This window comes from Paenibacillus sp. JCM 9796 (assembly GCF_055379675.1).
The window spans coordinates 1,433,742-1,459,906 of sequence record NZ_AP043723.1; the positions used below are offsets into that span (position 1 = coordinate 1,433,742).

Below are 26,165 nucleotides of genomic sequence, written 5' to 3' on the forward strand. Positions count from 1 at the left end.
TTCTAATCACCTATATTCTTTTCTGTTACTATTATCGATTCCTCAAATGATACTGTCTCATAATCTATACTTTTTCCATTCATCAAAGTCCCTGGTCCACCTGGCATTCCTTTATCATAAACAAAAGAGCAAAAAACCTTTCTAAATGTCTCAGACAGTTTAAGTCCTATTGCAATAGCCCAGTTAAACACGGTTGTGACCTGCATTTCCTTACCATGAGTTTTTGCAATAAGTCTTACTAATTTAGTAGTTTTTACATACTCCTTATTCTGCGGGAAATACATTCCGCCAACATTATGATCAATTAATAATCGAATGAATTCCGATAAATTATCAATATATATCATGCTACGTTGATTATTTATATTAGGGAAAATTGGTAATTTAAGCGCCATATTTGCCAACCTTGGATAGTTCCCTACGCAATCCTTACCATATACAATCGGAGGCCTTAAAATTACTATGTTAAAGTCCCTAGCATTCATCTCTAATAAGAGTTGCTCTGCTTCATATTTTGACTTAGCATAAGGAGTCTTTGGTGTTGGCACAGTATCCTTGGTGATATATCCTGTTTCAGTACCATAAACTCCCATAGTACTTAAAAATATGAACTGCTTCACACCTGCTTGATTTGCTTTTTTTGCGATATCAACAGCTAAATCTTTATTTACTTTAAAGTACTTAGATGTATCATGTTCTTTGACATGAACAATTGCAGCCAAATGAAGCAACACATCATATCCCCCAAATGACTTTTCTCTCCATTGATCATCTCTCAAACTAATTTTATCTACAGAATACTTATTAGGATATTGTGAAACCCATTTTTCAAAAGATATACCTATATAACTATTAGCTCCTGTTATAAGGATCTTTTTCATTTCGAATTAGTCTCCTCTTGAGTAGCACCTGCTTCAGTAGCTCCTTGATGAATATCTACTATATATTTATCGACGTATCGATCTTCACCGAGTAATACAACACCCACAGTTCTAATGATTATCTGAAAATCAAGCCACATGCTGTAATGCTCAACATAATAAACATCAAACTCATATCTATCCTCCAATGGAATGTAGATATTACCACTGACTTGTGCCAATCCAGTTAACCCCGGCTTCATATTTAGTCTCTTGGCTATTTCATCTGTGTAATCGACAAGGGATGCGATCCGCTCTGGTCTTGGGCCTACCAGACTCATTTCTCCCTTCAGTACATTTAGCACTTGGGGAATTTCATCAATTTTACTTCTTCTTAGAAATTTACCAATTGAAGTTATGCGATCATCATCTTTCATAACCTCTTTTCCTTTAACCATTTTTTCGGACCCAAGTCGCATAGTTCGAAATTTGTATACCTTAAATATTTTCTTGTGAAGCCCCGGTCTTTCTTGTAAGAAGAACACTGGACCAGGTGAAGTAGCCTTAATTAAAACTGCAACTACAATCCATAAAGGAAGAAACATTACAAGTACTATTAAAGAGACCACGATATCAAATACACGCTTGATTATTTTTTGAAGTTTCTTATTGACCATCGCTATCCCTCTACCTCATAATCAATAGGAATCAAATACCCATCGCTAAGTTTTATTTCACCTTCGTGTTCACTCGTCTTAGCTGACCAAATTCTGAAAGTCTTACCTCCATTAATATAGAAAGCACCTGGATAAGGATGTGTGACTGCTCTAACCAATTTATCTGCTTCATCCATAGTCATGCTACTTAAAACCTCACCATCTTCTGGCTTTCTTCCTGGCCATTCAGTGGCATCAGATTCATTCTGTTTTGTAAGTGTGATGTTTTTATTGACAATATCATCCCAGTACTTTGAAATAAGAGTAATATGCATAGCATCCACTTTTTGATAAAGGTCAGTTGCTGTTGTGTTCTTATCAAGACTGATAACAGCTTGACCAATAATTTCTCCAGTGTCAACACCCTCATCAAGCTTAAACATCGTTACACCCGTTTCTTTTAATCCTTTAATAATGGCCCATGGTATTGCTGCTCTCCCTCTACCTACTGGTAATAAAGTAGGGTGCATTCCAATGCAGCCATACGTAGGTGTTTCAAGCACTTCTTTCCTGGCAATTTGTGACCATCCAATGATGAATAGCCAATCAATTTGATGTTCTTTCAAAGCATTAAGAACTTCTTGATCATTTATATTATCGATTTTCAAAAGCGGAGCACTATGTTCTGTTGCTATATCATCAAGATATATTCTTCCAGACTTATTCTTTGCTTTTTCATCCTTAAGCGTGATAAGTAAGTCCATGTTCCCGCCAATTCTATATATTTCTTCAATGCAACTTAGCCCCAATCGAACACAAGTAGCAAATGCTATTTTCTTCTTCAACCTATATCATCCTCACTAATATCTAGAATCCACGTCTAAATACACTTTCAAAGGCTTCAGCATAAACCATCCCAGCTTGTCCACCACGATAAGCAGCTAGTCCCTTAATTGCTTCATTACTTCTAGGATGAGGGTAATCTCTCATAACTCCGCGATATTGTGCTAGAGCCTCTATCTTTTTATCAACACTCACTTCACCAACTTCAATAAAAGTATTCGGTGAAAACTGGTTTATTGTTTTATTTAATCCCCATTCTGTAGATGATGGCACTTCCATGAAAAGCAGTTCTTTTAACGGCGTAACATCATTTCTGCGTTGGAATAGCCTCACTGCTGCTTGGCAAGCAAGGGAAGTATGCAGATGATCATTATTTAAGTCTGCTGGATGATGCGTAAAAACTACATCCGCTTCTGTTTCTATAATTGCTTTTTCTATAAATTGAACAAGCTTTAAGTGCGGTACCATGTTAAATTCAATGTTTGGAAAGTCACCTGTAATAACTTTATCAACGCCTAAAATATTCATAGAACTGTTCACATCTTCATTTAACTCTTCCGTGCTTGGTCGGTGATTTCTTGCATTAACATCACCCGATAAGATGCAAACATTCACTGAATGTCCTTCTTGAGCAAGCTTATACATGGTAGCGCCTGCCCCCAAAACTTCATCATCTGGGTGTGCAACAACAACTATATATGACATTATTATTTACCTCGCTTATGGTTGATTTAATTACTTAACTATAAACCCATCCCCAACTTTTTCTATGAGTATTACTAACTACAAGGCTTGTTGTAATTTCAACTCTTGCAACCTATAAATCCAGCCTTTAGATTGAACTTTAGTTGGCTAGTACTTAACTGGGATGTCAACATAATCCAACCAACTACTTACCCACTAAATACTAATTCCATCTACTCCACATACCCACGTCACAAACTCCATCCAATCAACCATACTAAATCAATAAATTTTTTCACTATACTTCTAACCCCAACCGTCTTCCTTTCTATTTCTCTACCATTCAATCATTCTCCTAAATCTGCTCAAAACTCCCAAAAACCTTGCTACACCTATGTTTCATACCTAATATCTATCTCAAATAGTCCCTTCCGATTTAACATTCAATATTTTAAATCGCAAACAGGACCGCACTTCACCATCATCTTAATTAGTTTCATTTTTGACGCTCTTATGATGAATGCTACATCAACCTTGCCATCTATAACAGCTACTTGCTTGTCTTTAAGTCTCCATCCATCTCACACAGCGAGAGTAACGTAATAACACGTCACTCTCCATAGGTAATTACCATTCGTTCATGTACAATAACTAATACAGACCTGTGGAATAGTCACAAAGTGAATTAAATTCTACATAGACCATCTTTTTCTCTTAATACACTACTCTCTCAATGTAGTGTCATTGTAAGTAAAAAATTTATTAATATGTCAATTATGCTTAATGCTAATGATTATCTTCTGTTTATCATACAAACTACAAATGGCCCCCTTATTATGAAGAAAGCCATTCCCAATAGCGCTAATATATATGTATGGATTTACGAAACATTCAAATAGCTCGGCACCATACTCTTCAAATACTCTCTGATCATGGCACGATCTTCGATTAACACTCTCTCCAGCTTCTTAAGCTCAAACTCAAGCTGCGATTGGTTAACAAACGTAGGTTTTCCGATGAAGATCCTGTCATGTTTCGTAGAGCCAATCCCTTCCTCATCGGTTAAGAGCTCCTCAAATAGCTTCTCACCGGGCCGAATACCGCTGAACTGAATCTCAATGTCCTCATACGGCTCAAACCCGGACAAACGAATCAAATCCTCGGCCAGTTGTACGATTCGCACCGGCTCGCCCATATCCAGGATGAATACCTCTCCACCTTGCGCTAGAGCACCGGCTTGAATGACTAGCTGCACAGCTTCAGGTATCGTCATGAAATAACGGATCATGTCGGGATGGGTAACCGTAACCGGACCTCCTAGTGCAATTTGCTGTTTGAAGTACGGAATTACACTACCGCGACTTCCGAGAACATTGCCAAATCGTACGGCTACAAACTTCGTTTTACTTGTCTTGTCCAGAGTCTGAACGATCATTTCCGCAATACGTTTGGTCGTCCCCATAATACTGGTCGGGTTGACCGCTTTATCCGTGGAGATGAGCACGAATCTTTCGCTTTCGAAGCGGTCCGCCGCCTCCGCAACGTTCTTCGTACCGAACACATTGTTCTTGATTGCTTCCGCCGGATTGCGTTCCATCAGGGGCACATGCTTATGCGCCGCCGCGTGGAAAACGACCTCTGGGCGAAACGTTTGAAACACTTCGTTAATTCTTTCTCTATCTTGTATATCGGCAATAACGGTCTCAATCGGTAATGCCGGATATTTCCTGCGCAGCTCCATCTCGATGTTGTAAATGCTGTTTTCTCCGTGTCCTAATAGCAGTAAGCATTTCGGATGGAAGGGAGCAATCTGTCTGCACAGCTCGGACCCGATGGAACCGCCGGCTCCCGTAATCAAGACCATCTTATTTTCCACATAATTCGCAATACCCTCAAGGTCAACCTTGATCGGGTCTCGACCCAATAAATCTTCAACTTCGACTTCCCGAATTTCTTTAACGGTTACTTTGCCGTTAATCAGATCGTTAAGTCTCGGAATAATTTTCAGTTTAGCTTTCGTCGACTTGCACACTTCAATAATTTCGGCAATCTCTTTCTTGGATAAAGAAGGAATGGCGATCACAATCTCATGAATGTTCATTTTATGTACAAGGTCGCTAATATTTTTTCTCGACCCGATAACAGGCAGGTTATGTATGCGCTGCTTATGTTTGGTCTTGTCATCATCAATAAAGGCAATCGGATAGAGTTCGGCATCCGGTTGATTCAGCATTTCTTTCGCAATCATCGCCCCGCAGTCTCCGGCGCCATAGATAAGGGCATGCTTCTTGGTCTCTCTCGGCTTTAAGAAGAAGCGATCCCGTACAATTCTCCAAGCAAACCGGGAGCCGCCGATCATGAGCATCAAAGTCTCGTAGTTACGAAGCATCACAGATAACGGAACTCTTTGCAGCGTAAACAAATATACAAGCGCGTATGAAATAATAACGCCTATGGTGACCGATTTGAAAATAGCTACAATTTCATGAACACTGGCATACTGCCATACCCGGTTGTAGAGCTTGAAATAACGCATCGTGAGGAAACATACGATACTGGAAATGACGCCGTAGAGCATCGCTTGCGTAAGGGTAGAGGATGGAATTTGCCCGTCAAAACGCAGTACATACGATGTCATGATGCTAAACCATATAATCATGATGTCCAACATGACAAGCATTGATAGCCGTTTCTCGTAACTCATGTCCATCCCCCAATTAATCATTACAATTTAATTTTTGGACTCAGGAGCCCCGTAGTAATAATAGTAATACGACTCCGCATTCTTCCGATCCATATTATTCAGAACGACGCCCAAGATCCGGGCCTTCACATGTTCCAGATGGGCCTTGGCTTTAATCGCCATGTCGCGCTTGACTTTCCCCGAGTCTATCACCAGGATAACGCCATCGCACTTGGTAGCGACAATCTGCGAATCGGTAACGGCCAATATAGGCGGCGCATCGATTAAGATGACATCGAACCGTTCCTTGAGATCATCCAGAAGCTTGGTCATCCGCTTGGAGGCCAGCATTTCTGACGGATTCGGCGGTATAGGACCGGATGTAATCAAGTTCAGGTTCGGAATATAAGACTCCCGAACGACTTCATCCAGTTCAGCTTGCCCGGAAAGAACGGAGGTCAAGCCCATACGATTAGACAAAGAAAAAGTATGATGCATGGTCGGTTTACGCAAATCCGCATCGATTAGGACCACTCGCATGTCCGACTGCGCATAAGCGACGGCCAAATTCGTTAACGTCGTCGATTTCCCTTCTCCCGGACCGGCCGAGGTTGCCATAATGACACGCAGCTCCTCATCGATTGCAGAGAACTGAATATTCGTACGCAGTGTCCGGTAAGCCTCCGAAATCGGCGACTTCGGATTCTCGTGTGTAATGATCGGCCTGCGATTATTGGTTGATGGTAACACGTGACGGTTCACCTACCTGTCCTGATCTTGTAGACGCGGAAGTGGCTTTCGTGCCGACCATATCTTCAGGCTTAATTCTTGCGATCATCGCCACAGTCGGCAGATCGAGATATTGCTTGATATCTTCCTCGGTCTTAATCGAGTCATCCAAATAGTCCATGACGAAAGCAAGTCCGACGGCAATCATCAGCGAGACGACTAAACTGATGGCAATGTTTAAGTTCGAATTCGGCTTTACTGGAACCGGATTATCCACATATACCGCTTCATTAAGCAGAGAAACATTGTCCACTTTCATAATGGATGGGATCTCATCTTGAAACACTTTCGAAACGGCATTCACAATGTCTACCGCTTTATTGTATGAGTTGTCTTGAACGACTAACGTCATTACTTGCGTATTATTGACGGAGCTTACCCGAACCTTATCGATTAATTGCTCAGCAGTCAGATTGAACTGCGGATACTCCGCCGCCACTTTCCCCATAATACGCGGTGTCTTGATGACTTCCTTGTACGTATCGATCAACCGAATATTCAAGTTGACCGAGTTGATATCGACTTGCTGGAGTCCTTGCTGCTCATTCGATTTATTCACAATTAATTTGGTAGAAGCCTCATAAACAGGTGCTATGAAAAAGTAACTAACTACGCCGGTCGAAATGGTACAGACCAGTACAAAAATTAGGATTAACCAGATCCGTTTGCGAATGATCTTGATGTAATCCCGCAAATCGAGTTCCATTATGTTCCCCCATCCCTAGCAAGACACCTATTGTCTAAAACTCGAAGCATTTAACACGGGTAAATTTACCATTTGTGTCTTCTCAAAGAGTGTACCTCCCCCCGCAAGGAGGGAGGTACATGATAGTAAATTACTTATTCAGCAAACGATAAATGACGACTGCCGCTTGCGCACGGGTGGAGTTAGCGTTCGGATTAAATGCCCCGCCTTCTTCGCCGACAATGATGCCCTGCGATGCGGACAATGCGACACCCGCTTTCAACGATGCGTTGATCGATGCGCTGTCGTTGAATGCTTTCAACGCTGCATCCGCATCGGCGACCGGCGCCAGATCCTTCACAGCTGTCAAGGCTCTGGCTGCAATAGTAGCCATCTCGGCACGCGTAATTTTACCGTTCGGATCGAATTGGCCTTCGGAACGACCGTTCACAAGACCGTGCTTCACTGCCGAAGCCACATACGGCTTGAACCAGTCGGAATCGTTCACGTCGTCGAAGCTTTCTGCTGCATTCGGAACATCGAGACCGAACGTATTGATGATCATTTTCGCGAACTCTGCACGAGTCACCGTATCATTCGGAACGAATTGCTTGTCCGCGCGACCTTCGACGATTCCCTTAGCCGCTGCCACCTCGATCTGACGTCCGGCCCACGCTTTAACGGATGCCGTGTCATCGAAGGTTACGTTGTTCTCGACGACTGTATAGGACGAGAATCCGCTGCGGTTGGCCGTTAGCTGGTTCGTGTCTGCATCGTACATCCCGCCGTAAATCACGAGTGCGCCGTCAACGATTTTCGCCAGTGTCAGTTTTTCTTTATCGAACTTGGAAGCATCCTTGATCGGGAGGCTTAATTGGACCGGTTCACTGAAGGTGGATACGACTTTGCCGTCAACTGTAATCGTAAAATCAAGCACCACAGAAGCGACCGGCAAGTCCGTGGCAGCCGTTGCTACGGACGCATCCAGGTTTTGCACATCCAAGGTGGTATCGCCTTTAAACGCATCCGGGCTGAGAGCAACACCGATGCCGTTAAACTCGACTTTGACATGCGCTACACCATTGCTTTGCGCAGCCGCCAAGATGTCTTTCGCGAGCGGAACCGCTACGGACTTCGCATTGATGTTGCCCAGCGAGAGCTTAAGCTCCACTTTCAGGCCTGCGGTGTTTGCACCTAGCGCTTTCAGCTTGTCCGTCAATTGCTTGGCTTGCTCCGCGAGCGCTTGGATCTGTTTAACCAAAGCGGCCGCTTCGATTTTCACTTCCGCTTTATCTCCGGTCACGGTAACTTTACCGGAAAGATCGATCGTCGCTGCTTTCTCAAGAGCTTCCGCCGCTTTAGCTGCCAGGTTGTCGAGGTACGCTTTCTTGCCGGCAGCATCCAGCTTCTCCAGCTCTTTAGCCGCATTATCCAATTCTTTGTTCACCGTATCGACTTGCGGGCTGGTCGGATTGCTTGGCGTTCCGCCGCCACCACCGCCCGTGCCGCCACCGCCGCCGCTGCCGTCGTCATAAGACAAGGTGATTTCTTTCTTCAGTAAAACTTTATTATGTAACGGAAGCGTATCGACTAATTGGATCCGGGCATAAATTTCGCCGGTATAAGTGCCTTCCGTCTTGGTGCTTGCCATCACTTTGCCTGTATTCTCATCATACGAAATGGCAGCGTTGCCGTTCGCAGGCTCGAAGCTCCAATCCAAAATAGCTGCCGGCACTTTTTGTCCCATAACATCAAAGGTAAAGCTGGTAGAGCCGCTTGTTCCGGATTCTACGACATTGCCTACCGAAGTGGCCGCCTCGTAACGCAGAACGGAAAGAGCTATATTTTCCAAAGCCTTATGTTCAGGATCCGCTTCATTGATGAGATTCATAGCCACATCGGCTACATCTTCTTCATTAATCGGGTTCGATTCATTAACCTTTTTCAAAACCGTGCTGAAATAATTGTTTGGATCATCCATCACTTTCTTAATAGCAGCTTTAATTTCGACTTTCATTTTGTTCTCGTCAACGGCTAATGCAGCCAGCTGCGCAAGAGACTTCTTACTGATCTGAGTCAGCAGCGAATCTTGAACCGCAAGCGCGTATTTAATCGCTTCATCGATCGTTAATTGAGGATCGTTCAAGTCCGTGTGGGCTTTATTCGCCAAGTCATTCAAGGTTTGGCGGATGACCGGATCGTTTAAATAATCGTAAGCCGCTTCTTTGTTCGTATTAAAGAACAAGCCGAGACTCGCAAACAAATTCAAAACCTTGGCCGAGCTAATGTCCTGACCAATCTTATCGGTAAGCGGTTGTACCAAGGCTACATCGTCAATCGCTTTAAGCTTGGCGCGGGCATCGCGGATCGGTTGCTTTTCCGTTGCGTCGTCCCACAGGAATGCCCGGTATTGCTGCAGCCTCGTTGCAACATCATCAATATCCGTTGCGGCATAAGCCGTGCTAATCCCAATCTTCTCGAACAAACCTTTGTTGCTCAGCGGCAGGCCTGCAAATGCGCTAAACGTTAAACTTGCAGCTACTGTAGTGGCTAATACCTTCTTCTTCACTATTCACATTCCTCTCCTCGTCAAACTTTATGTATAAAGTAATAGTCGAAGACACATCATCCCGTACCTGTGCGGCTGTAAGATATAGCGAACAGAGAGATTCACCTTCTATATAACTTTATCGACAGTTATAGATCTATTTGCATAGTTCTTTATACTCATTCTTCAATCTTGCTTTAAAAATGTTAACATGATCGGATAAGTCGGTCAATAAATATTGTTAAATCTAAACGTTTTTTTAGTTCCCGGGAACCGTGTCGCTATGACCAGAAGCTCCACCATTTCTTCTTATGCGCTTGGGGCGCAAGCACCGGGACTTCTTCATTATGAATGATTCTTCTCGCATTTTCTGTGAAATAGTCCACCCTGGCCTCCCCGCATTGCTCAGCCACCAGCGAATAGGCCTGACGAAGGGCGAACGCCCGGCTGTCGACATTGTGAGCGTCGGATGAGATAAAGTGAGCCAGGCCTTGCTCGCACCAAGCGAAGCATAGCTTCTGCAGCTTGCGGCCGAAGGCGCCGTTGACGGAATGGGACGTAAGCTGGGCCAGGGCGCCCAGATCGATGAGGCGGGCCAGCTTATCGGGAGATGCGGCAAGAACTGCGTTGCGTTCCGGGTGGGCGATGATCGGAATGCGGTTCATGAGCCTCAGCTCATGAATCATTTCTTCCGTGTAAGCAGGCACGTCGGCGGACGGCAGCTCAAGGAGCAGATAAGCGGTATCATGCAAAGTAATCGCATGGCCGGACTGCAGCTCGTCCAGCAGGTCCCGGTGAATCCGCACCTCTTGCCCGGCAAGCACCTTGACGGATATAGCGTTCTCCTCCAGCAGCGTGTTCAGCTTAGCGACGTTATGGCGAACTTGACCGCCGGGGTTCGTGTATTTTCCGTTATAATGATGAGGTGTAGCGATGAGGGTATGTATGCCTTCCTTCTCGGCCGCTCGAGCCATGAGAAGGGCTTGACGCTCGTCCGCAGCGCCGTCGTCGATACCGGGCAGTATATGCGTATGTATATCAATCAAGTTTCCATTCTCCCTACCTTCATATCATTCTTTATTGCATAATTAATTATAGAGGTTCGGGAACACGTTTGTCATTCGCGTTTTCTGTGAATTTTCGCACCATTTCAATGTTGGGATTTACTTCACAAATCGACAAGCAGTATAATGAATGACTGTGAACTGTTACGTTACTACCATCCATGTTATAATGAAATGAATGCGACAGGCAGGTGATCTCATTTCATGCAGAAAATTCCAGTTGTTCGTGATAAAAGAAGCTCCGATATTCTGATCATTCCGTCGGATGAAGTCGTGAAGATCGAAAGCATACGCGATAAAGAATACATCGTTCATACGGCGAACGATAAATTTTATTGGGCTGCCTCCCTCGAAGCTTTCGAAGAGTGTCTGTTCGAAGAAGGCTTTCGTTTGATCGATCAGATGAACGTCGTGAACATGAACCATGTGAAAGAATATGATCCGCGCAAAGGCGTCGTCAAACTGCAAACCGGCTCCTCCACCTCCTACAAGACCGCGTCGGCGGCATGGATACAAGGCGAACATGTCACCAACGTCATCAATCTCTTACGCAAGATGAAAGATCTGGACCACGGCATCCCGGAAGAGGACGACGACATCTTCGAAACGATCTTGGCGCAGGAAGAAGACTATCGGTTTGCCCGTTCATATGCGATGATTAAAGCGCTTTACGAGAAAAAAAAAGCCGAGATTCTGCTCGAAGAAAGCGAGCTGCGGTATAAATCGTTGTTCGAGCATAACCCCGATCCGATCTGCTCGCTCAATTTGAGCGGGCACATCACCAGCGTAAACCCGGCGATGTTCGCCGTTGCCGGCTATACGGAGAAAGATTTGCTTCACAAAACGATCGATACGCTGCTTGTTCCGGAACATTACGCCCGTTGGTCGCAGAGCTTCTTCGAAACGCTGAAAGGCGCGACCCCTCATTACGAGCTTTCGTTCCGGCACAAAAATGAGGACCGGCTGGTCGAGCTGAGCGTATTGAACTTCCCGATCTTCGTAGGCAAACAGATCGCAGGCGTCTATATGATCGGCCAGGACATCAGCGAACGCAAACGCGCGGAAGAAATGCTCATCCGTTCGGAGAAGCTGTCCATCGTCGGACAACTCGCGGCCGGTGTCGCGCACGAAATCCGTAATCCGCTGACTTCGCTCAAAGGGTTCGTACAGTTGATGCAATCCCGGGTAGCCGGGTTCGACAACTACTTCAACATCATGATGGAGGAGCTCGAACGCATCAACTTTATCGTCAGCGAATTTCTCGTCATCGCCAAGCCGCAATCGGTCAAGTTCCAGCCGAAGGATGCGGCCGTTATTTTGCACAATACGATATTGCTGATCGGTTCCCAAGCGATTATCCATAACGTCAATATTGTCACCGAAACGGATCACGACGTGCCGCTCATCAATTGCGACGAGAATCAAATCAAGCAGGTGTTCATCAATATTTTGAACAACTCGGTAGATTCCATGGAAGAAGGCGGCGAAATCCGCATTCAATTCAAAAAACAAGAGGACGGTTATGTCCTGATGCGTTTCACCGACCAGGGCTGCGGGATTCCGGAGGATCGCATTCCGAGATTGGGCGAGCCGTTCTATACGACGAAGGAGAAGGGCACAGGCCTCGGCCTGATGGTCACGTTCAAAATCATCGAAAGCCACGGGGGCAAAATGAAAATATTCAGCGAAGTCGGAAAAGGGACGACGGTTGAGATTTATATGCCCGCGGCTGATTCCGCTCCTTGTTAGCACCCTCATGAGAAAAGCCTGCCGATACCTCACAAGGTTTCGGCAGGCTTTTCCGTTGTAACGCCGGCAGGACTATCGGTTCAGCAGGCTTCCCACATAACGCAGCAGCTCGTTAGCCGAGGCTGTCGTGTACCCGTGTTCTTCCACAAGCCGCTTGATCACTTCGTTGATCCGTTTCAATTGATTTTCATCCGGCGTCTTGGTGGACGTCGTAATTTTCACGATATCCTTCAGATCGGTGAACAGCTTCTTCTCAATCGCCTCGCGCAGCCGCTCGTGGCTGCTGTAATCGAACCGCCGCCCCTTGCGGGAGTACGTGGACATGCGGATCAAAATTTCTTCGCGGAACGCCTTCTTCGCATTCTCCGAAATGCCGATCTGCTCCTCGATCGATCGCATCAGCCTCTCGTCCGGGTCCATCTCCTCGCCGGTCAGCGGGTCTTTAATTTTCCCCCAGTTGCAGTAAGCTTCAATGTTGTCGAGGTAGTTGTTGAACAGCGTCTTGGCCGACTCGTCGAACGAGTAAACGAACGCCTTCTGCACTTCCTTCTTCGCCAGCTCGTCGTACTCTTTACGCGCGATCGAGATGAAGTTCAAGTACCGTTCACGCTCATCCTTCGTAATCGAAGGATGCTGATCGAGACCGTCCTTCAGGGCGCGAAGCACGTCGAGCGCGTTAATGAACTCCAGGTCGTGACGAATCAAGGCGCTGGAGATGCGGTTGATGACATAACGCGGGTCGATCCCGGTCATGCCTTCCTCCAGAAATTCGTTCTGCATCTCCTTCAAATCGGCATCCTTGTAGCCCTCGACTTCTTGCCCGTCATACATGCGCATCTTCTTGACGAGGTCCATCCCCTGCTTCTTCGATTCCTTCAAGCGCGTCAAAATCGAGAAGATCGCCGCCGCCCGCAGCGAATGCGGAGCGATATGTACGTGTTTCATGTCACTCTGCTGGATCAGCTTCCCATATATTTTCTCCTCTTCCGATACCTTCAGGTTGTACGGGATCGGCATGACGATCATACGCGACTGAAGCGCTTCGTTCTTCTTGTTCGCAATGAACGACTTGTACTCGGATTCGTTCGTATGCGCCACGATAAGCTCATCTGCCGATATTAACGCAAACCGCCCCGCTTTAAAGTTGCCTTCTTGCGTCAAGGAAAGCAGGTTCCACAAAAATTTCTCGTCGCACTTCAGCATTTCCTGGAACTCCATTAACCCCCGGTTCGCCTTGTTCAGCTCCCCGTCGAAACGGTATGCGCGCGGATCCGATTCGGAGCCGAACTCCGTAATCGTGGAAAAGTCGATGCTGCCCGTCAAATCCGCAATGTCCTGCGACTTCGGATCGGAAGGACTGAACGTCCCGATCCCTGTACGGGTGTCCTCGGAAATAAGCACCCGCTCCACCAGCACGTCCTCGATGCGCCCCCCATATTCCTCCCGAACCCGAATTTGGCACGACGGGCACAGGTTGCCCTCAATCTTCACGCCGAACTCCCGCTCCACATCCGGCCGAAGCTCCAGCGGAATCAGGTGCAGCGGCTCCTCATGCATCGGGCAGCCCTTGATCGCGAAGACGGCGCCTTCGTCGGTACGCGAATATCGCTCCAGCCCGCGCTTAAGCATCGTGACGATTGTCGATTTCCCCCCGCTGACAGGTCCCATCAGCAGCAAGATGCGTTTGCGGACGTCCAGACGTCTTGCCGCCGAATGAAAGTATTCTTCGACCAATTTCTCGATCGGATGATTGAGCCCGAAAATTTCTTTCTCAAAAAATTGATATTTTCGATGCCCATTCTCCTCTACAATTCCATGAGAGGCGATCATTTCGTACACGCGCGCATGAGCCGTCATGGCAAGTCGAGGATTGTCGCGGAGCTTCTCCAGGTACTCGGCGAAGGTACCGGTCCATGCCAGTCTTTCGGTTTCCGTGCGATAATCGGCAATTTTCTTGAATATATTCATGATTCATAACCTCCTCCGGGCTTTGCGGCGCAAAACCAGCTTCATGAGCATCGGTACAGGATAAGGGCAGCAATAACATCCTTTGTATCGACATCGGGAACCCTCTTTCAGTAATCCGAAGTGTATTAAATACCTATGCAGGAAAGCGGACGAAGTTGACCGAAATTTTTAGACAAATTGTTGGATATGGCCTATAATGGCTGTAGTTAACAACCGATGGAAGGAGTGCGGACCCGAGTGGCGATCAAAAGCGAAACCGAGCTGTACGCCCCCGTCAAAACTTACCTGGAGCAGCTCGGCTATGAGGTGCGGGGCGAGGTGCGCCACTGCGATTTGGTCGCGATCCGCGGCGACGAGCCGCCGCTTATCGTAGAGCTGAAGCGAAGCTTCTCGATTCCGCTGCTGCTGCAAGCCATCGACCGGCTGCGGATGTCTCGCACCGTCTACGTCGCCTTCGAGAAGCCGGACAAAGGCAGAGCGCCTCACCGTGCAAGCTGGCCCGAGCTTCGAACCTTATGCGGCATGCTCGGGCTCGGGATGATGACCGTGCAGTTCTACAAAACAAAAAAACCTCGCGTCGAGGTTGAATGTCATCCGCCCGAAGCGGCCGAAGGCCGGCTGAGCGCCGGAAACGGACGGAGGCCCAGAACGAGCAAATATGCGGCCGGCAAGCTGGAGCAGGAGTTCCGCGAACGACAGGGCGACTACAACGTTGGCGGGAGCTCGAAGCGCAAGCTCGTGACCGCGTATCGCGAGAAATCGCTGCACCTCGCCGCACTGCTAAGGCAGTACGGACCGATGTCTCCGCGCAAGCTGCGCGACATGACCGGAAACAGCCGTTCGGCCGCCATGCTCCAGAAGAACGTATACCTCTGGTTTCAACGCGTGGAACGAGGCGTATACCAGCTCACCCCGCAGGGCGAGGAAGCGCTGCTGACGTACGCTCATGTCGTCCAGGCATTCCGGCTGGAACCCGTCCCCCTAACCGGGGAAACGAACGAAGCTGCAGCCGAACCCATCGGCAGCCTCAGCGGCTCCGTGTGACCGCGCAGCCCTGCGCTTCAACCCTGAATGTGCCGTCGGGCTCCCCGCTTGAGCAGCTCCTTGTGAATCCAAATCGCGGCTTGCGACCCTTCGCCCATGGCGATGACCGATTGCTCGGCATGCACGCCGATGTCTCCGGCCGCCCATACGCCGGGCACCTGGGTCATTTTCGTTCGCGGGTCGGTGACGATGTGTTTGTTCTCCATCCGCTCGATGCCGAGCGAGACCGCCCAATCGGAGTGAACCCTGTTCCCGCCGAAGGCGATGAATCCCCGTTCTCCCTGTATCGTCTCGCCCGTCGTTAAACGAACGCCGCCGAAGGCTCCCTCTTCCGAACCTCCGTTTCCTAAGACTTCAGCAATCTCCGCCTCCACGTATGCAATGCCAAGCTCCTCGAGCTTTCCCCTATGCGCGCTGCGGGTCGCCTTCCGTTCATGATTGACATACACCAGATCATCGCACCAATACTTCAGCGCGAGCGCCATTCCGGAGCCGGCTTCGCCCGCCCCCATCACGATCGTTCGTCTGCCGACCGTCTCGTAGCCGTCGCAATCCGGGCATACATACACGCTATAACCGAGTCTCTCTACCAATCCGGGTAAGGCCGGATAGCGGTCGGCAATGCCTGTCGCGATCAGCAGCGTTCTGCCCTTCAGGACCCCTCCGCTCCCACCGCCGTATAAGGCGACCTCGAACGTCTCCCCGTCGCGCGCGGCGGCAAGCGCTTCATCCTGCACGAACTCCACCCCTAACCGCTGCGCCTGGAGCTGTCCGAGCCGCCGCAGCTTCTGTCCGGAGACGCCGTCCGGCCAACCGATGAGGTTCCGGTAGCTGCGGCATAGCGTTGACCTGCCGTAACCCTTGTCCACAACCTTGACGCGGTGGCCGTAACGGCCTAGCTGAATCGCCGCTTGAAGCCCGGCAAACCCTCCGCCGACAATGATGCAATCGTACATAAGCAGAATGCTCCTTCCTCTCCCCGTTCAGTTACAACTAGTTTCCCCATAAGGATGGACATTCCATGCATGATGCTTCACGTAGACCTAAAAGCCTAATCTAAACTTTATAACTAGGTAAATTGGCCTATCCCCAGTTTTTAATGTACACTAAATTGGTAGGAGTCATTTGTATAGGAGGGGTCATCTTGCTTCGAACGCTTATGTGGATGTACCATCGCTTAATGAAAAACATTTATAAACGGAAAGGCTCTTGGCAAAGCGAGAAGTTTTACTATCACCATCAAAAGGAAAAACAGTACCGCGGGAGGTAAACTTGCCATATATTCTCCAGCCTCTCCGGCCTTACCCCTCCGTCGTGTGCGATGGCGAAGGTTCCGGAACGCGATCCGCCTCGATCAACCCGTACAGCGCGATTTGCAGCGCGGAGCTGCCGAGCAGTACCCAGGGCAGCACTTCAATGCCTGCGTTCTCCACCATGTATCTGGCGATTAATACGATAACGTTCACGCTTGGCCGGCTGATCAACCGGATCCGGTTCGTATCGGTCGATACGTCATACACGAGCGTCAAATAACCTACGCAATAGAAAGCGCTTGCAATCCCGTTGCAGACAGCGAACAGGAGATAGTAATTCACGAGATGTTCTCCCGTAAACACGACGGACAAATAAAAGACGGCATGCATGCCGATTCCGATACGGTAGCCGACCATGCGATCATTTTGCTTGATCTGCCACCCCCGATGATGAATGAGAAAATAACGGAAGTGTAGTTAACTGCGTAATAGATGCCGTTAATGGCCATACTTTCGGTCAACCGCCTCAGGTAAAGAAAGACACCGAACATGGAAGCTCCGAACTGAAAGCAAAGTGAATGAATAGCGATACGCCCGCCTCAACCGCCGCTCCAAGTCTCGCCTGCAGCAAACCGGGGCGCGTACCGTTCGTACGACGCCGGCTCTAGTCTCCGCTCCGGAAGGGAAGCCGTAAAAACCGCTTTCTCGCGACGTTTGAGCGCAATATCGGGCGCCTGCTTCTTTCTCTTGTATGAAGCGCAGTTATTTCCCGGAAACTCTCCCGAATGGATTGCAAAAGACACCGGTCCTGTAACCGGACCGGTGTCTTTGAATCGACCTTATTTTTTCAAGCTGTCCCATGTTTGTTGGAACTCGGTCAGCATTTGATCTTTCGTTTTTTGCTTCGCGACATAAGCCTGCATCGTAGCCGCGAACTTCTTGCTGGACGCTTCGCCGCCCGGGAATTTGAACCAGTTCCAGCTAAGCGTTTTGTTGTCTTTGCTGTAACGGATAATGTCGGCTGCCAAAGGTCCGAGAATCTTCTCGTCAGCTGGAATCGATTTGAACGCCGGGATAAATTTGAACTCTTCAACAATGTACTTTTTACCCATATCGGACGTTACGAGCCAGTTAAGGAACTTCTTCGCCTCTTCTTTGTTCGGCGAGTTTTTGTTAATCACCCAGTTGTTCGGTACGCCGACCGGCAGCTTGTCGTTCGCCGCTGCGTCGTCACTGATCGGCATCGGCAGGAAGCCGACCTTCAGGTTCGGGTTCGTCTGCGTCAATTGCAGCTGCGTCCAGTTCCCTTGCTGCGTCATCGCCGCTTTGCCTGTCGCGAACTCGGTCACTTGTGTTTTGTAGTCGGTTTGCAGCGGGTTTTTGTTGCCGTATTGCAGCTGCAGATCGAACAATTTCACCCATTGATCGAACACAGGGTTGCCCGGGATTTTAGCCGCACCGCTGTTCAAGTCGGCGATAAATTTGTTAGGATCCGGTTGGTAAGCGAACGGCAGGTTCACGAAGTGGTTGCCAAGCACCCACCATTCCGCATAACCGTTCACGAACGGTGTAATGTTTTTGGCTTGCAGCTTCTTCGCCGCATCCTCGAGCTGCGAGATCGTCTTCGGCGTCTCGGTGATGCCGGCTTGCGCGAACAAGTCCTTGTTATACAGGAAGCCGTACCCTTCCAGGTTAAGCGGCTGACCGTACAGCTTGCCGTCCTTGGTCATCGGTTCTTTCGCAACGTCGACGAGGTCCTTCACCCATGGCTCTGCGGAGAGATCCTCCAGGTGCTCAATCCATTTGTCAAGATCGGAGAAACCGCCGTTGTTGAAGATATCCGGTTTATCTCCGGAATTGAACTTCGCCATCAGCGCTGCGCCGTAGTCCGCGCCGCCGCCAACGGTGTCGATTTGAATTTTTACGCCCGGGTTCGCCTTCTCGTACTCGGCTGCCAATTTGGCAAGCGGCTCGGCGATTTCCACTTTAAACTGGAACATTTTCAGGGTGACGTTCTTCGCCGCTCCGGCATTACCTTCCGTTCCGCCCGTGCTTGGCGCTTCCTCTTTCTTAGCGCAACCTGCGGCAACGGACATCGCCATAATGGCCGCCAGACTCAAGCTTACGATTTTCTTTGCATTCATCGAAGTAACCTCCCTTATTTCTGAACCATTTTTATTTATGATTTACAAGTTTATTGTATAAAATGCCCACCTTGCCGAACACAGAGAAAATTGATCGAAAAGGTGGAACATTTTGAACAAACGCTTTCATTGGAAGTTCGTAACCCTGGGTATCCGGTTAGCCCTTAACCGAACCGGCCGTAATTCCTTCGATAATGAAGCGCTGCATCGACAGGAAGAAGATGATGATCGGAATGACGCCGAGCACGAGCGCCGCGAGCGCCATATCCCACTGCTTCGTATACTGACCGAAGAACGAATACGTCGCCAGCGGAATCGTCCGCAGATCCGGATTGTTCAATACGAGAAGCGGCAGCAGAAAGTCGTTCCAAATCCATAAGCTGTTCAGCAGGACGATCGTAACCGACATCGGCTTCAAGAGCGGGAAAATGATTTTCCAGAACACGCCGTACGGGGTGCATCCGTCCACCGTTGCGGACTCCTCGATTTCCTTCGGAATCGATTTAATGAAGCCGTGATACAGGAACACGTTCAACGATACGCCGAAACCGAAGTAACAAATGATGAGACCGAGCCGGCTGTCCATCAGACCGACCTCGCTGGCAACCTTCACGAGCGGGATCATGATCGATTGGAACGGAATGACCATCGCGGCCACGAACGCAAGAAACAGCCAATTATTGAAACGCGACGGATGGCGGACGAGCCGGTAAGCCGCCATGGAGCTGATCAAGACGAGTCCCAGGTTGCTGACCACGGTGATGATCAGCGAGTTCGAGAACACTCTTGGGAACTTCATAATCCCCCAAACCTTCGCATAGTTGGCGAGGTTGAACGATTGCGGCAAATTGGCCGAATTCACGAGCAGCTCCCCGAACGTTTTCATCGAATTGACGATAACGAAATAGAACGGTACGAGGAACAGCAGGCCCAGCACAATGCCCAGCACTTCAAGCGAGAACAGGCGGAAGTTGTAGTTTTTGCCCGATTCCATTACGCTTCGACCTCCTTCCGCTTCGTAACGGTAACTTGAATCATCGTAATGATGGCAACGACGATGAAGAAAATGAACGCTTTTGCCGTTCCGAGACCGTATCGGTTGTTCCGGAACGCTTCTTCATAGATGTTCAGCGCTACCGACTGGGTCGAGTTGAACGGACCGCCTTGCGTCAGCGACACGTTAAGATCGTACATTTTGAACGCCCATGAGATGGTAAGGAACAGACAGACCGTGATGGACGGCATGATCATCGGGAACGTGATGTTCTTCAATGTCTGCCAGCGATTGGCGCCGTCGATATACGCGGCCTCCTGCAGCTCCTTCGGCACGTTCGCCAGCCCCGCAATGTAGATGACCATCAAATAACCGGCATGCTGCCAGACGCTGACGATGACAAGCGCCCAGAAGGCGGTCGGCGAATCGCCCAGCCAAGGAAGCTGAAAAAACCAAAGTCCCGTCAGTTCGCCGATGTTGGAGAATCCTTTGACGAAGATGAACTGCCAGATGAACCCGAGCAGCAGGCCGCCAATGACGTTCGGCATGAAAAATACGGTACGGAGCATGTTGCGCGTCTTGAGCGCCTGCGTCAGCAGAAGCGCCAAGCCGAACGCCACCACGTTCGCAAGAAGAACTTCGGTGACGGTGAATCGTGTCGTGAACCAGAACGACCTATGGAAATCTTTATCCTCCAGGAGGATATGTTTGAAATTGTCAAAACCGATCCACTTGACGTTTGAGGTGACCCCGTTCCACTCGGTGAACGAGTAGTACATACTCATGACGAACGGGACGATGACGATGATGCCGAAGAAAATGAAAGCCGGCCCTACGAACACGAGCTGCTGCAGCGCGCTTGATAACCGCTGATTTGCTTTCATGGGTACCTCCCCCTTTTGGTCTTAAAGTTTGCAAAATTCTTGTAAAGTATACCCTTAGTATAGAAAGTGCGGCTGACAATGAACATGGAATCTCTTGTCGGATCAGGTGGAATTTATTGATCTTTGTTGGTACAATTAAGGGCGCTAGCGCCAAAATCAGGAGGGACGCCCTTGATCCGAAACAGCATCCGCAACAAGCTGATCTTATTTCTGCTGGCCGCAACCATCTTGCCGATCTCCACGTCGATCGTGATGACGTATTACGTCACCGAACGCCAGGTCATCCAAGATACGATACAGACTAACTCCAACCTGATTTATCAAGGAAAAACGAATCTCGTCAACTATTTGAACGGGGTCAAGCAGGCGACGCTGCTCGTTTACAATGACAACAATTTATATACGGTGATCGAGAACGGGGCCACCGGATTCGGCAGCCGCCAGGAAATTATACGGGGCTTGCTGAGCATCAACAACGCGGTTCAAGAAATTCATCAAGTGTACCTGTATCTGAGCAAAACGGATAAAGCGTTCCTGTATACGCAGGGCAATACGAATTCAAATGAAAGCAGCCAATCCAAATATGTGCCCAGCGTGGATAAAGGCAACGTCTGGATCGAGCCTACGCATTCGAGCCATACGTATGCGATGTTCCCTTTCAATCCGCTGCCGACCGCTACCGTCTTTACGTTTCACCGCTCGATTACCAACTCGCTGACGATGGAAGATCTCGGCACCCTCTCGGTAGACGTCAACGTCTCGTTCATCGAGTCAATCTGCAACCAGCTGATGTCGCAAGGCGAAGAGCTGTTCGTGCTGGACGCCGGCGGCAATGTGGTGTACGGCTCCAATGCCGAGTACCGCGGCAAGATGCTGGATGAGCCCTGGGTGCGCGACTTGCTCGCTCGCGAAGAGGAACGCGGCAGTCTGGAGTGGAACGGCGGCGGCTTTAGCGGCATCCAAATGTATGAGCGTATCCGCGAGCCATACGCCGATTGGATCATTGTCAAGCGTATTCCCAACGAGCTGTTGTATGAACATGCCAAACGGCTGACGTTCGCCAATACGCTCATTTTGCTCGCCTTCATGGCAGTCGTCATCATCGGGACCGTGATTGTCTCGATCCGGTTTACGGCGCCAATCCGGAAGCTGCTCGGGTATATCGGCAAAATTCAGACCGGCAACATGCAGGTCGATATTCACGTCAAAGGCAATGACGAGTTCAGCATTCTCGCCCATCGCTTTCGGGTGATGATGCAGACGATCAACCAGCTGATCACGAAGGAATATAAGCTGGAGATCGCCAACAAGACGAATCAGTTGAAGGCGCTGCAAGCGCAGATCAATCCGCATTTTCTTTATAATGCCCTGCAGTCGATCGGAACCCTTGCCCTGCAGCACGAGGCGCCCAAAATTTATTCACTGCTGTCCGCTCTCGCCAAAATCATGCGCTACAGCATGAACACGGGCGAACCGATCGTCCCCTTCAAACGGGAAGTCGATCACGTCCGTTCGTATTTGGCTTTGCAGCTGCACCGGTTCGAGAACGAGCTGACCGTCGAGTACCGCATCACGGACGAAGCGGCTGAGATTCCCGTACCGAAAATGATCCTGCAGCCGCTAGTCGAAAACTATTTCAAGCACGGGTTCGATCCGCGCAGCCAAATCGGGCGGCTCGAAATTGGCGGACGGCTGCTGGAGGGAAACCGGTTGGAGATCACCGTCGCCGATAACGGCAAAGGCATGAGCGCCCACCATTTGGAGCAGCTGCGCCGCAAGCTGAGACTTCCTATGGATGCCAGCGGCGAGGAGGACGGCATCGGGCTTTGGAATGTGCTAGCAAGACTCAAGCTCTACTATGACGACGAAGCGGCTATGATCGTTGAGCCTCATCAACCGGGCGGCCTCATAATCACCATAATCATTCCCTTACAACGCAAGGAGGCGGACGAAGATGATCGCCATGATCGTTGACGATGAGAAGCACGTGCGCGACGCGATTAAGCTGCTCGTGCCATGGACGACGTTCGGCATCGATACGGTGCTGGAGGCGCAGGACGGCGCCGAGGCTGTGGAGATGCTGCGGCAGCACCGGCCTCAGCTCGTATTCACCGATATGATGATGCCGCTGATGAACGGGATGGAGCTGATGGCGTGGCTGAGCGAGCATCTGCCATCCGCGAAGACGATCGTCATCAGCGGCCACGACGAATTCGACCTGGTGCGGCACGCAATCAAGCACGGCGGGGTCGACTACATCTTAAAGCCGATCGATGCGGAGCAGCTTGTGGAGACGACGCAGAAAACCGTCGCGCTGATTCGCAAGGAGCAGGACGAGCGGCGCCAGCAGCAAAGCTTGAACATGGAAATGAATCAGATTAAGCCCGTATACTGGGACACGATCTGGTCGAATTTGGTGAGCGAGCCCAAAACATACGAGAAGCATGCCAAAGAAATTGCCGAAGAGTACGGCTTGAGCCCCGACGTCACCTCGTGCCGTCTGGCGGTGCTAAGCCTCGATACGATCAGCGGCAAACTGAAGGACCGGTTCTGGTCGCAATGGGATCTGGTCTTCTTCTCGCTCATGAACGTCTGCAATGAAGTGCTGACGATGGACCGCGGTCAGCGGATCGGCGTCGCCTTCCGCTTCTGGAACAGCGAGAACGAGATCGTCCTCCTGCTGTTCCGTGAGCTGGAACGGTCGGAGGCCGTTTTCCTCCACATTCAGGAGTGCATCGTCAATACGTTCCAAAGCTCCATGGATATCGGCGTCAGCGGCGTACACCCGTTCCCGGACAAGCTGAAGGAAGCTTATGCGGAAGCGAAGCAAGCGCTGAGGCGCCGCAATCTGCTCGCCAGGCAGAAACGCATTCACGAGAACGACGACCGTCCGCCGCTCTCTGCCGGCGTGCTGTCGATGTCGGAGTACGCCGAAGCGATCCGCCTTGCGGTCCGCAGCGGCAGCGAAGAGCAAATTCGCAAATCCGTCGGCGAATGGATTGACGCCGTGCGGCGTCTTCCTTCGATCAATACGGAGCAGCTCGAGCTGTGGTGGCACGAATACAACACGCTGAAAACCCGCTGGATGAGCGAATGGTTCGGCGACGGTCCGCCTCCGCAGCGCACGCAGGACGACGCCCCGTTTCACGTCCCGATGGATGACGAAGGACGCTTATCGATCGATATGTGGGAGCAGCAGCTCGTCCGCAGCTTAACCGAGCTTTCGAAGCACATGCTGAAGTCGCAGCAGCAGGACAGCAACGTCATGTTCGAAATCGCCAAATATATACGTAATCATTATCATCAGGATATTACCTTGCAGGAGATCGCCAACCATTTCTACTTGAGCCGTGAATATATTTCCCGCAAATTCAAACAAGAGTTCGGCGAGAACTTATCCGATTATCTCAGCGGCATCCGAATTGACAAAGCCAAGCTGCTGCTGTTAAACCCTCACCTGCGCATCGCGCAGGTCGCCGCCATGGTAGGGTACGAAGATGAGAAATATTTCAGCAAAGTGTTCAAGAAAACGGTCGGAGTCTCTCCGAACGAATACAGGAAGGGGAGAGAATCTTGAATACTCCGATCGAACCGAATTTGCCGCAAGCCCCGATTCGCACTGGCCGGCCGAAGCAGGCAAAGCCGAGAACGTATACGATACTGATCGTTTCGTGGATCATTCTTGTAGGCTTGGGCATATGGGGAGCCAAAGCCTATACCGATTATCTGCAATTGCAGATCAAGACAGATATCGCCGCGCAAATCGAGAACCAGCTTGCCGCTGTGCAGGAAGACTATCAGAAGCAGATCGGCGACTTGAAGCAAAGCATGTCCGCCGATATGACCCAGTTGCAGTCGAAAATCGATTCGGTCAATGAGCTTCTCTCTTTCACGAAGGACAGCGCCAGCAGCAAAACCGACAACAGCAACCAATTGTATACGCAGCTGGCCGATGTGACGAAGAAGCTCGACGACTTGAAAAAACAACTGGATGCGCTGCAATAGGAGGTGCACCTGCGATGAATCCGATTCAACAAATCAACCGGGTGATGCTTCTCGCGTTGGCTCCGTTCCTCGGCGCACTCGGTTTTCTGGCGGCGGCGCAGCTCTCCGTAGAGCTTCCTAAACCGGTTGAACGGCCGCAGGTCGACCTGCAGCTGAGGGAGAGCCTCCAATCGGCGCTGACGAAGCTCGACCGATCCAAGGAGGATGCGGCGCTTACCCGCACTACCGTCGAGAAATACTTTCAGTTCTACGCCAAAAGCGCCGACGAAGCCGCCCGCCTGTCGAAGCTGGCGGAAGCCGCCGCCGAGCGCCCGGCAGCGATCTTCGACACGCGCGTAGCTTCCAAGCTCGGGGGGAAGGTGAACCGCTCGGCTTCTTCGGCGAATATCGATCTGAAGCTGTACACCTTCTCCGAGGAGCGTTACAAAGGGTACGCCTTGAAAGTTAATCTAAAGACCGATAAAGGGATGACAATGGTTCTGGGCGGCGACAAAGTCGGCGGCAGCGAAACGACGCTGCAAGCGGTGCGCCGCTACGGAGCGGTAGCGGGGGTCAATGCGGGAGGCTTCGCCGACGATGCGAAGACGGGCAAGCGGTACCCGCTCAGCACGACGATGGTCGGCGGCAAGTACGTATACGGCTTCGAGCCTTCCTTCGAAGACTTGACGTTCATCGGACTGAGCACCGATCGCAAGCTGATCGGAGGCAAGTTCTATAAGCAGGAAGATCTTGACAAGCTGAAGCCGTCGTTCGGCTCCACCTTCGTGCCAATCTTGCTGCAGAACGGCAAGAAGCAGCCGATTCCGCCCCAATGGGTCAGTTCTCCGGCACGCGCGCCGCGCACCGTGGTCGGCAGCTTTAAGAACGACCAGCTGTTATTTATCGTAACGGACGGATACGACGAGCGCGGCAACTCCGGTGCTACGCTCGCCGAGCTTCAGGACAAGCTTCAGTCGCTCGGCATCAAGGACGCTTACAATCTGGACGGCGGCGGTTCGTCGAGCTTGATTTTCGACGGACAAGTGATCAACCATCCGTCGGATAACGGAAAGCTTCGTCCGCTGGCAACCAACTTCCTGTTTTTTAAATGAGGCAATTGTTCACAGATTTATTCATTTTCTTGGAGTTTTTACGTTTTCTTTTAGGGGAAGGTTGGTTATAATATAGGGCGGGAGGTGCTGAATCATGTCCGCTACGTTTTGGCTTGTTATTACGGTGTTTGCTATGTTTATTACTGCGATGCTCACGGCCGCCTACAATGAAGATAAAACAAAAGGCTTGTAAGCCGTTCGCATGCGCACTCGCGGGTTGA

At 49.7% G+C, this 26,165-nt stretch carries 22 protein-coding genes; 7 read left to right on the plus strand and 15 right to left on the minus strand.

The window, feature by feature from the left end; translation table 11 throughout:
- Positions 1-2 precede the first annotated feature (2 nt).
- The 9 genes from ACZ439_RS07045 to ACZ439_RS07085 form a co-directional block, all read right to left on the minus strand.
- Positions 3-881 carry an NAD-dependent epimerase/dehydratase family protein gene (locus tag ACZ439_RS07045; RefSeq protein WP_464620811.1) on the minus strand — a complete coding sequence of 293 codons (879 nt, stop codon included), beginning with the start codon at positions 879-881 and terminating at the stop codon, positions 3-5.
- A complete protein-coding gene (locus ACZ439_RS07050; protein WP_464620812.1) occupies positions 878-1,537 on the minus strand; it encodes a sugar transferase in 660 nt (219 codons plus the stop codon). The genes ACZ439_RS07045 and ACZ439_RS07050 overlap by 4 nt, the downstream gene beginning before the upstream one ends.
- A 2-nt stretch (positions 1,538-1,539) precedes the next feature.
- Positions 1,540-2,361, minus strand: coding sequence for a formyltransferase family protein (locus ACZ439_RS07055; RefSeq protein WP_054796078.1), 822 nt, complete (start codon positions 2,359-2,361; stop codon positions 1,540-1,542).
- Positions 2,362-2,383: 22 nt separating this feature from the next.
- On the minus strand, positions 2,384-3,064 hold the full coding sequence (locus tag ACZ439_RS07060) for a PIG-L deacetylase family protein (protein ID WP_054799864.1): 681 nt from the start codon (positions 3,062-3,064) through the stop codon (positions 2,384-2,386).
- 859 nt (positions 3,065-3,923) lie between these two features.
- Positions 3,924-5,747 (minus strand): polysaccharide biosynthesis protein, encoded by a 1,824-nt coding sequence (locus ACZ439_RS07065; RefSeq protein ID WP_054796094.1) that lies wholly within the window; start codon positions 5,745-5,747, stop codon positions 3,924-3,926.
- A 27-nt stretch (positions 5,748-5,774) separates the two neighbouring features.
- Positions 5,775-6,476: a CpsD/CapB family tyrosine-protein kinase gene (locus ACZ439_RS07070; RefSeq protein WP_054796077.1), complete on the minus strand. Its 702-nt coding sequence runs from the start codon at positions 6,474-6,476 to the stop codon at positions 5,775-5,777.
- Positions 6,457-7,221 (minus strand): YveK family protein, encoded by a 765-nt coding sequence (locus ACZ439_RS07075; protein WP_054796076.1) that lies wholly within the window; start codon positions 7,219-7,221, stop codon positions 6,457-6,459. The genes ACZ439_RS07070 and ACZ439_RS07075 overlap by 20 nt, the downstream gene beginning before the upstream one ends.
- Positions 7,222-7,351: 130 nt before the next feature.
- A complete protein-coding gene (locus ACZ439_RS07080; protein WP_464620813.1) occupies positions 7,352-9,769 on the minus strand; it encodes an S-layer homology domain-containing protein in 2,418 nt (805 codons plus the stop codon).
- Positions 9,770-10,029: 260 nt separating this feature from the next.
- Entirely contained in the window at positions 10,030-10,794 is a 765-nt protein-coding gene (locus ACZ439_RS07085) for a tyrosine-protein phosphatase (RefSeq protein ID WP_054799861.1), read from the minus strand.
- A gap of 222 nt (positions 10,795-11,016) precedes the next feature.
- On the opposite strand from ACZ439_RS07085, the gene ACZ439_RS07090 reads away from it, so the two are divergent.
- Positions 11,017-12,561: an ATP-binding protein gene (locus tag ACZ439_RS07090; RefSeq protein WP_464620814.1), complete on the plus strand. Its 1,545-nt coding sequence runs from the start codon at positions 11,017-11,019 to the stop codon at positions 12,559-12,561.
- A 72-nt stretch (positions 12,562-12,633) separates the two neighbouring features.
- Here the strand turns inward: ACZ439_RS07090 and ACZ439_RS07095 are convergent, their stop codons facing one another.
- A complete protein-coding gene (locus tag ACZ439_RS07095) occupies positions 12,634-14,529 on the minus strand; it encodes a PrkA family serine protein kinase (RefSeq protein WP_127608286.1) in 1,896 nt (631 codons plus the stop codon).
- A gap of 237 nt (positions 14,530-14,766) precedes the next feature.
- Between ACZ439_RS07095 and ACZ439_RS07100 the strand changes: the two genes are divergently transcribed.
- The gene (locus tag ACZ439_RS07100; protein WP_127608287.1) at positions 14,767-15,573 is read left to right on the plus strand and encodes a DUF2161 domain-containing phosphodiesterase; all 807 of its coding nucleotides are present in this window, start codon (positions 14,767-14,769) and stop codon (positions 15,571-15,573) included.
- Positions 15,574-15,590: 17 nt separating this feature from the next.
- On the opposite strand, the gene ACZ439_RS07105 is transcribed toward ACZ439_RS07100, so the two are convergent.
- Together ACZ439_RS07105 and ACZ439_RS07110 are read right to left on the minus strand one after the other, a co-directional pair.
- Positions 15,591-16,529 (minus strand): NAD(P)/FAD-dependent oxidoreductase, encoded by a 939-nt coding sequence (locus ACZ439_RS07105; protein ID WP_464620815.1) that lies wholly within the window; start codon positions 16,527-16,529, stop codon positions 15,591-15,593.
- A gap of 345 nt (positions 16,530-16,874) precedes the next feature.
- Complete coding sequence (locus tag ACZ439_RS07110) at positions 16,875-17,168, minus strand: hypothetical protein (RefSeq protein WP_464620816.1); 294 nt, start codon at positions 17,166-17,168, stop codon at positions 16,875-16,877.
- Between the two features lie 3 nt (positions 17,169-17,171).
- Between ACZ439_RS07110 and ACZ439_RS07115 the strand changes: the two genes are divergently transcribed.
- On the plus strand, positions 17,172-17,303 hold the full coding sequence (locus tag ACZ439_RS07115; protein WP_464620817.1) for a hypothetical protein: 132 nt from the start codon (positions 17,172-17,174) through the stop codon (positions 17,301-17,303).
- A 362-nt stretch (positions 17,304-17,665) separates the two neighbouring features.
- Here ACZ439_RS07115 and ACZ439_RS07120 read toward each other — a convergent pair whose 3' ends face one another.
- From ACZ439_RS07120 to ACZ439_RS07130, 3 genes are all read right to left on the minus strand, one after another.
- Positions 17,666-18,970: an ABC transporter substrate-binding protein gene (locus tag ACZ439_RS07120; protein ID WP_127608289.1), complete on the minus strand. Its 1,305-nt coding sequence runs from the start codon at positions 18,968-18,970 to the stop codon at positions 17,666-17,668.
- A 157-nt stretch (positions 18,971-19,127) separates the two neighbouring features.
- Positions 19,128-19,964, minus strand: a complete 837-nt coding sequence (locus ACZ439_RS07125) for a carbohydrate ABC transporter permease (RefSeq protein WP_054796071.1) — start codon at positions 19,962-19,964, stop codon at positions 19,128-19,130.
- On the minus strand, positions 19,964-20,848 hold the full coding sequence (locus tag ACZ439_RS07130; RefSeq protein ID WP_127608290.1) for a carbohydrate ABC transporter permease: 885 nt from the start codon (positions 20,846-20,848) through the stop codon (positions 19,964-19,966). The genes ACZ439_RS07125 and ACZ439_RS07130 overlap by 1 nt, the downstream gene beginning before the upstream one ends.
- 171 nt (positions 20,849-21,019) lie before the next feature.
- Here ACZ439_RS07130 and ACZ439_RS07135 point away from each other — a divergent pair, with 171 nt between their 5' ends.
- The 4 genes from ACZ439_RS07135 to ACZ439_RS07150 are packed head-to-tail and all read left to right on the plus strand — an operon-like array spanning position 21,020 to position 25,944.
- Positions 21,020-22,822 (plus strand): cache domain-containing sensor histidine kinase, encoded by a 1,803-nt coding sequence (locus ACZ439_RS07135; RefSeq protein WP_464620818.1) that lies wholly within the window; start codon positions 21,020-21,022, stop codon positions 22,820-22,822.
- Positions 22,803-24,425, plus strand: a complete 1,623-nt coding sequence (locus ACZ439_RS07140; protein WP_464620819.1) for a response regulator — start codon at positions 22,803-22,805, stop codon at positions 24,423-24,425. Before ACZ439_RS07135 ends, ACZ439_RS07140 begins: the two co-directional genes overlap by 20 nt.
- Positions 24,422-24,853, plus strand: coding sequence for a hypothetical protein (locus ACZ439_RS07145; protein ID WP_127608293.1), 432 nt, complete (start codon positions 24,422-24,424; stop codon positions 24,851-24,853). Before ACZ439_RS07140 ends, ACZ439_RS07145 begins: the two co-directional genes overlap by 4 nt.
- A 14-nt stretch (positions 24,854-24,867) precedes the next feature.
- A complete protein-coding gene (locus ACZ439_RS07150) occupies positions 24,868-25,944 on the plus strand; it encodes a phosphodiester glycosidase family protein (RefSeq protein ID WP_127608294.1) in 1,077 nt (358 codons plus the stop codon).
- The last annotated feature ends 221 nt before the right edge of the window (positions 25,945-26,165 follow it).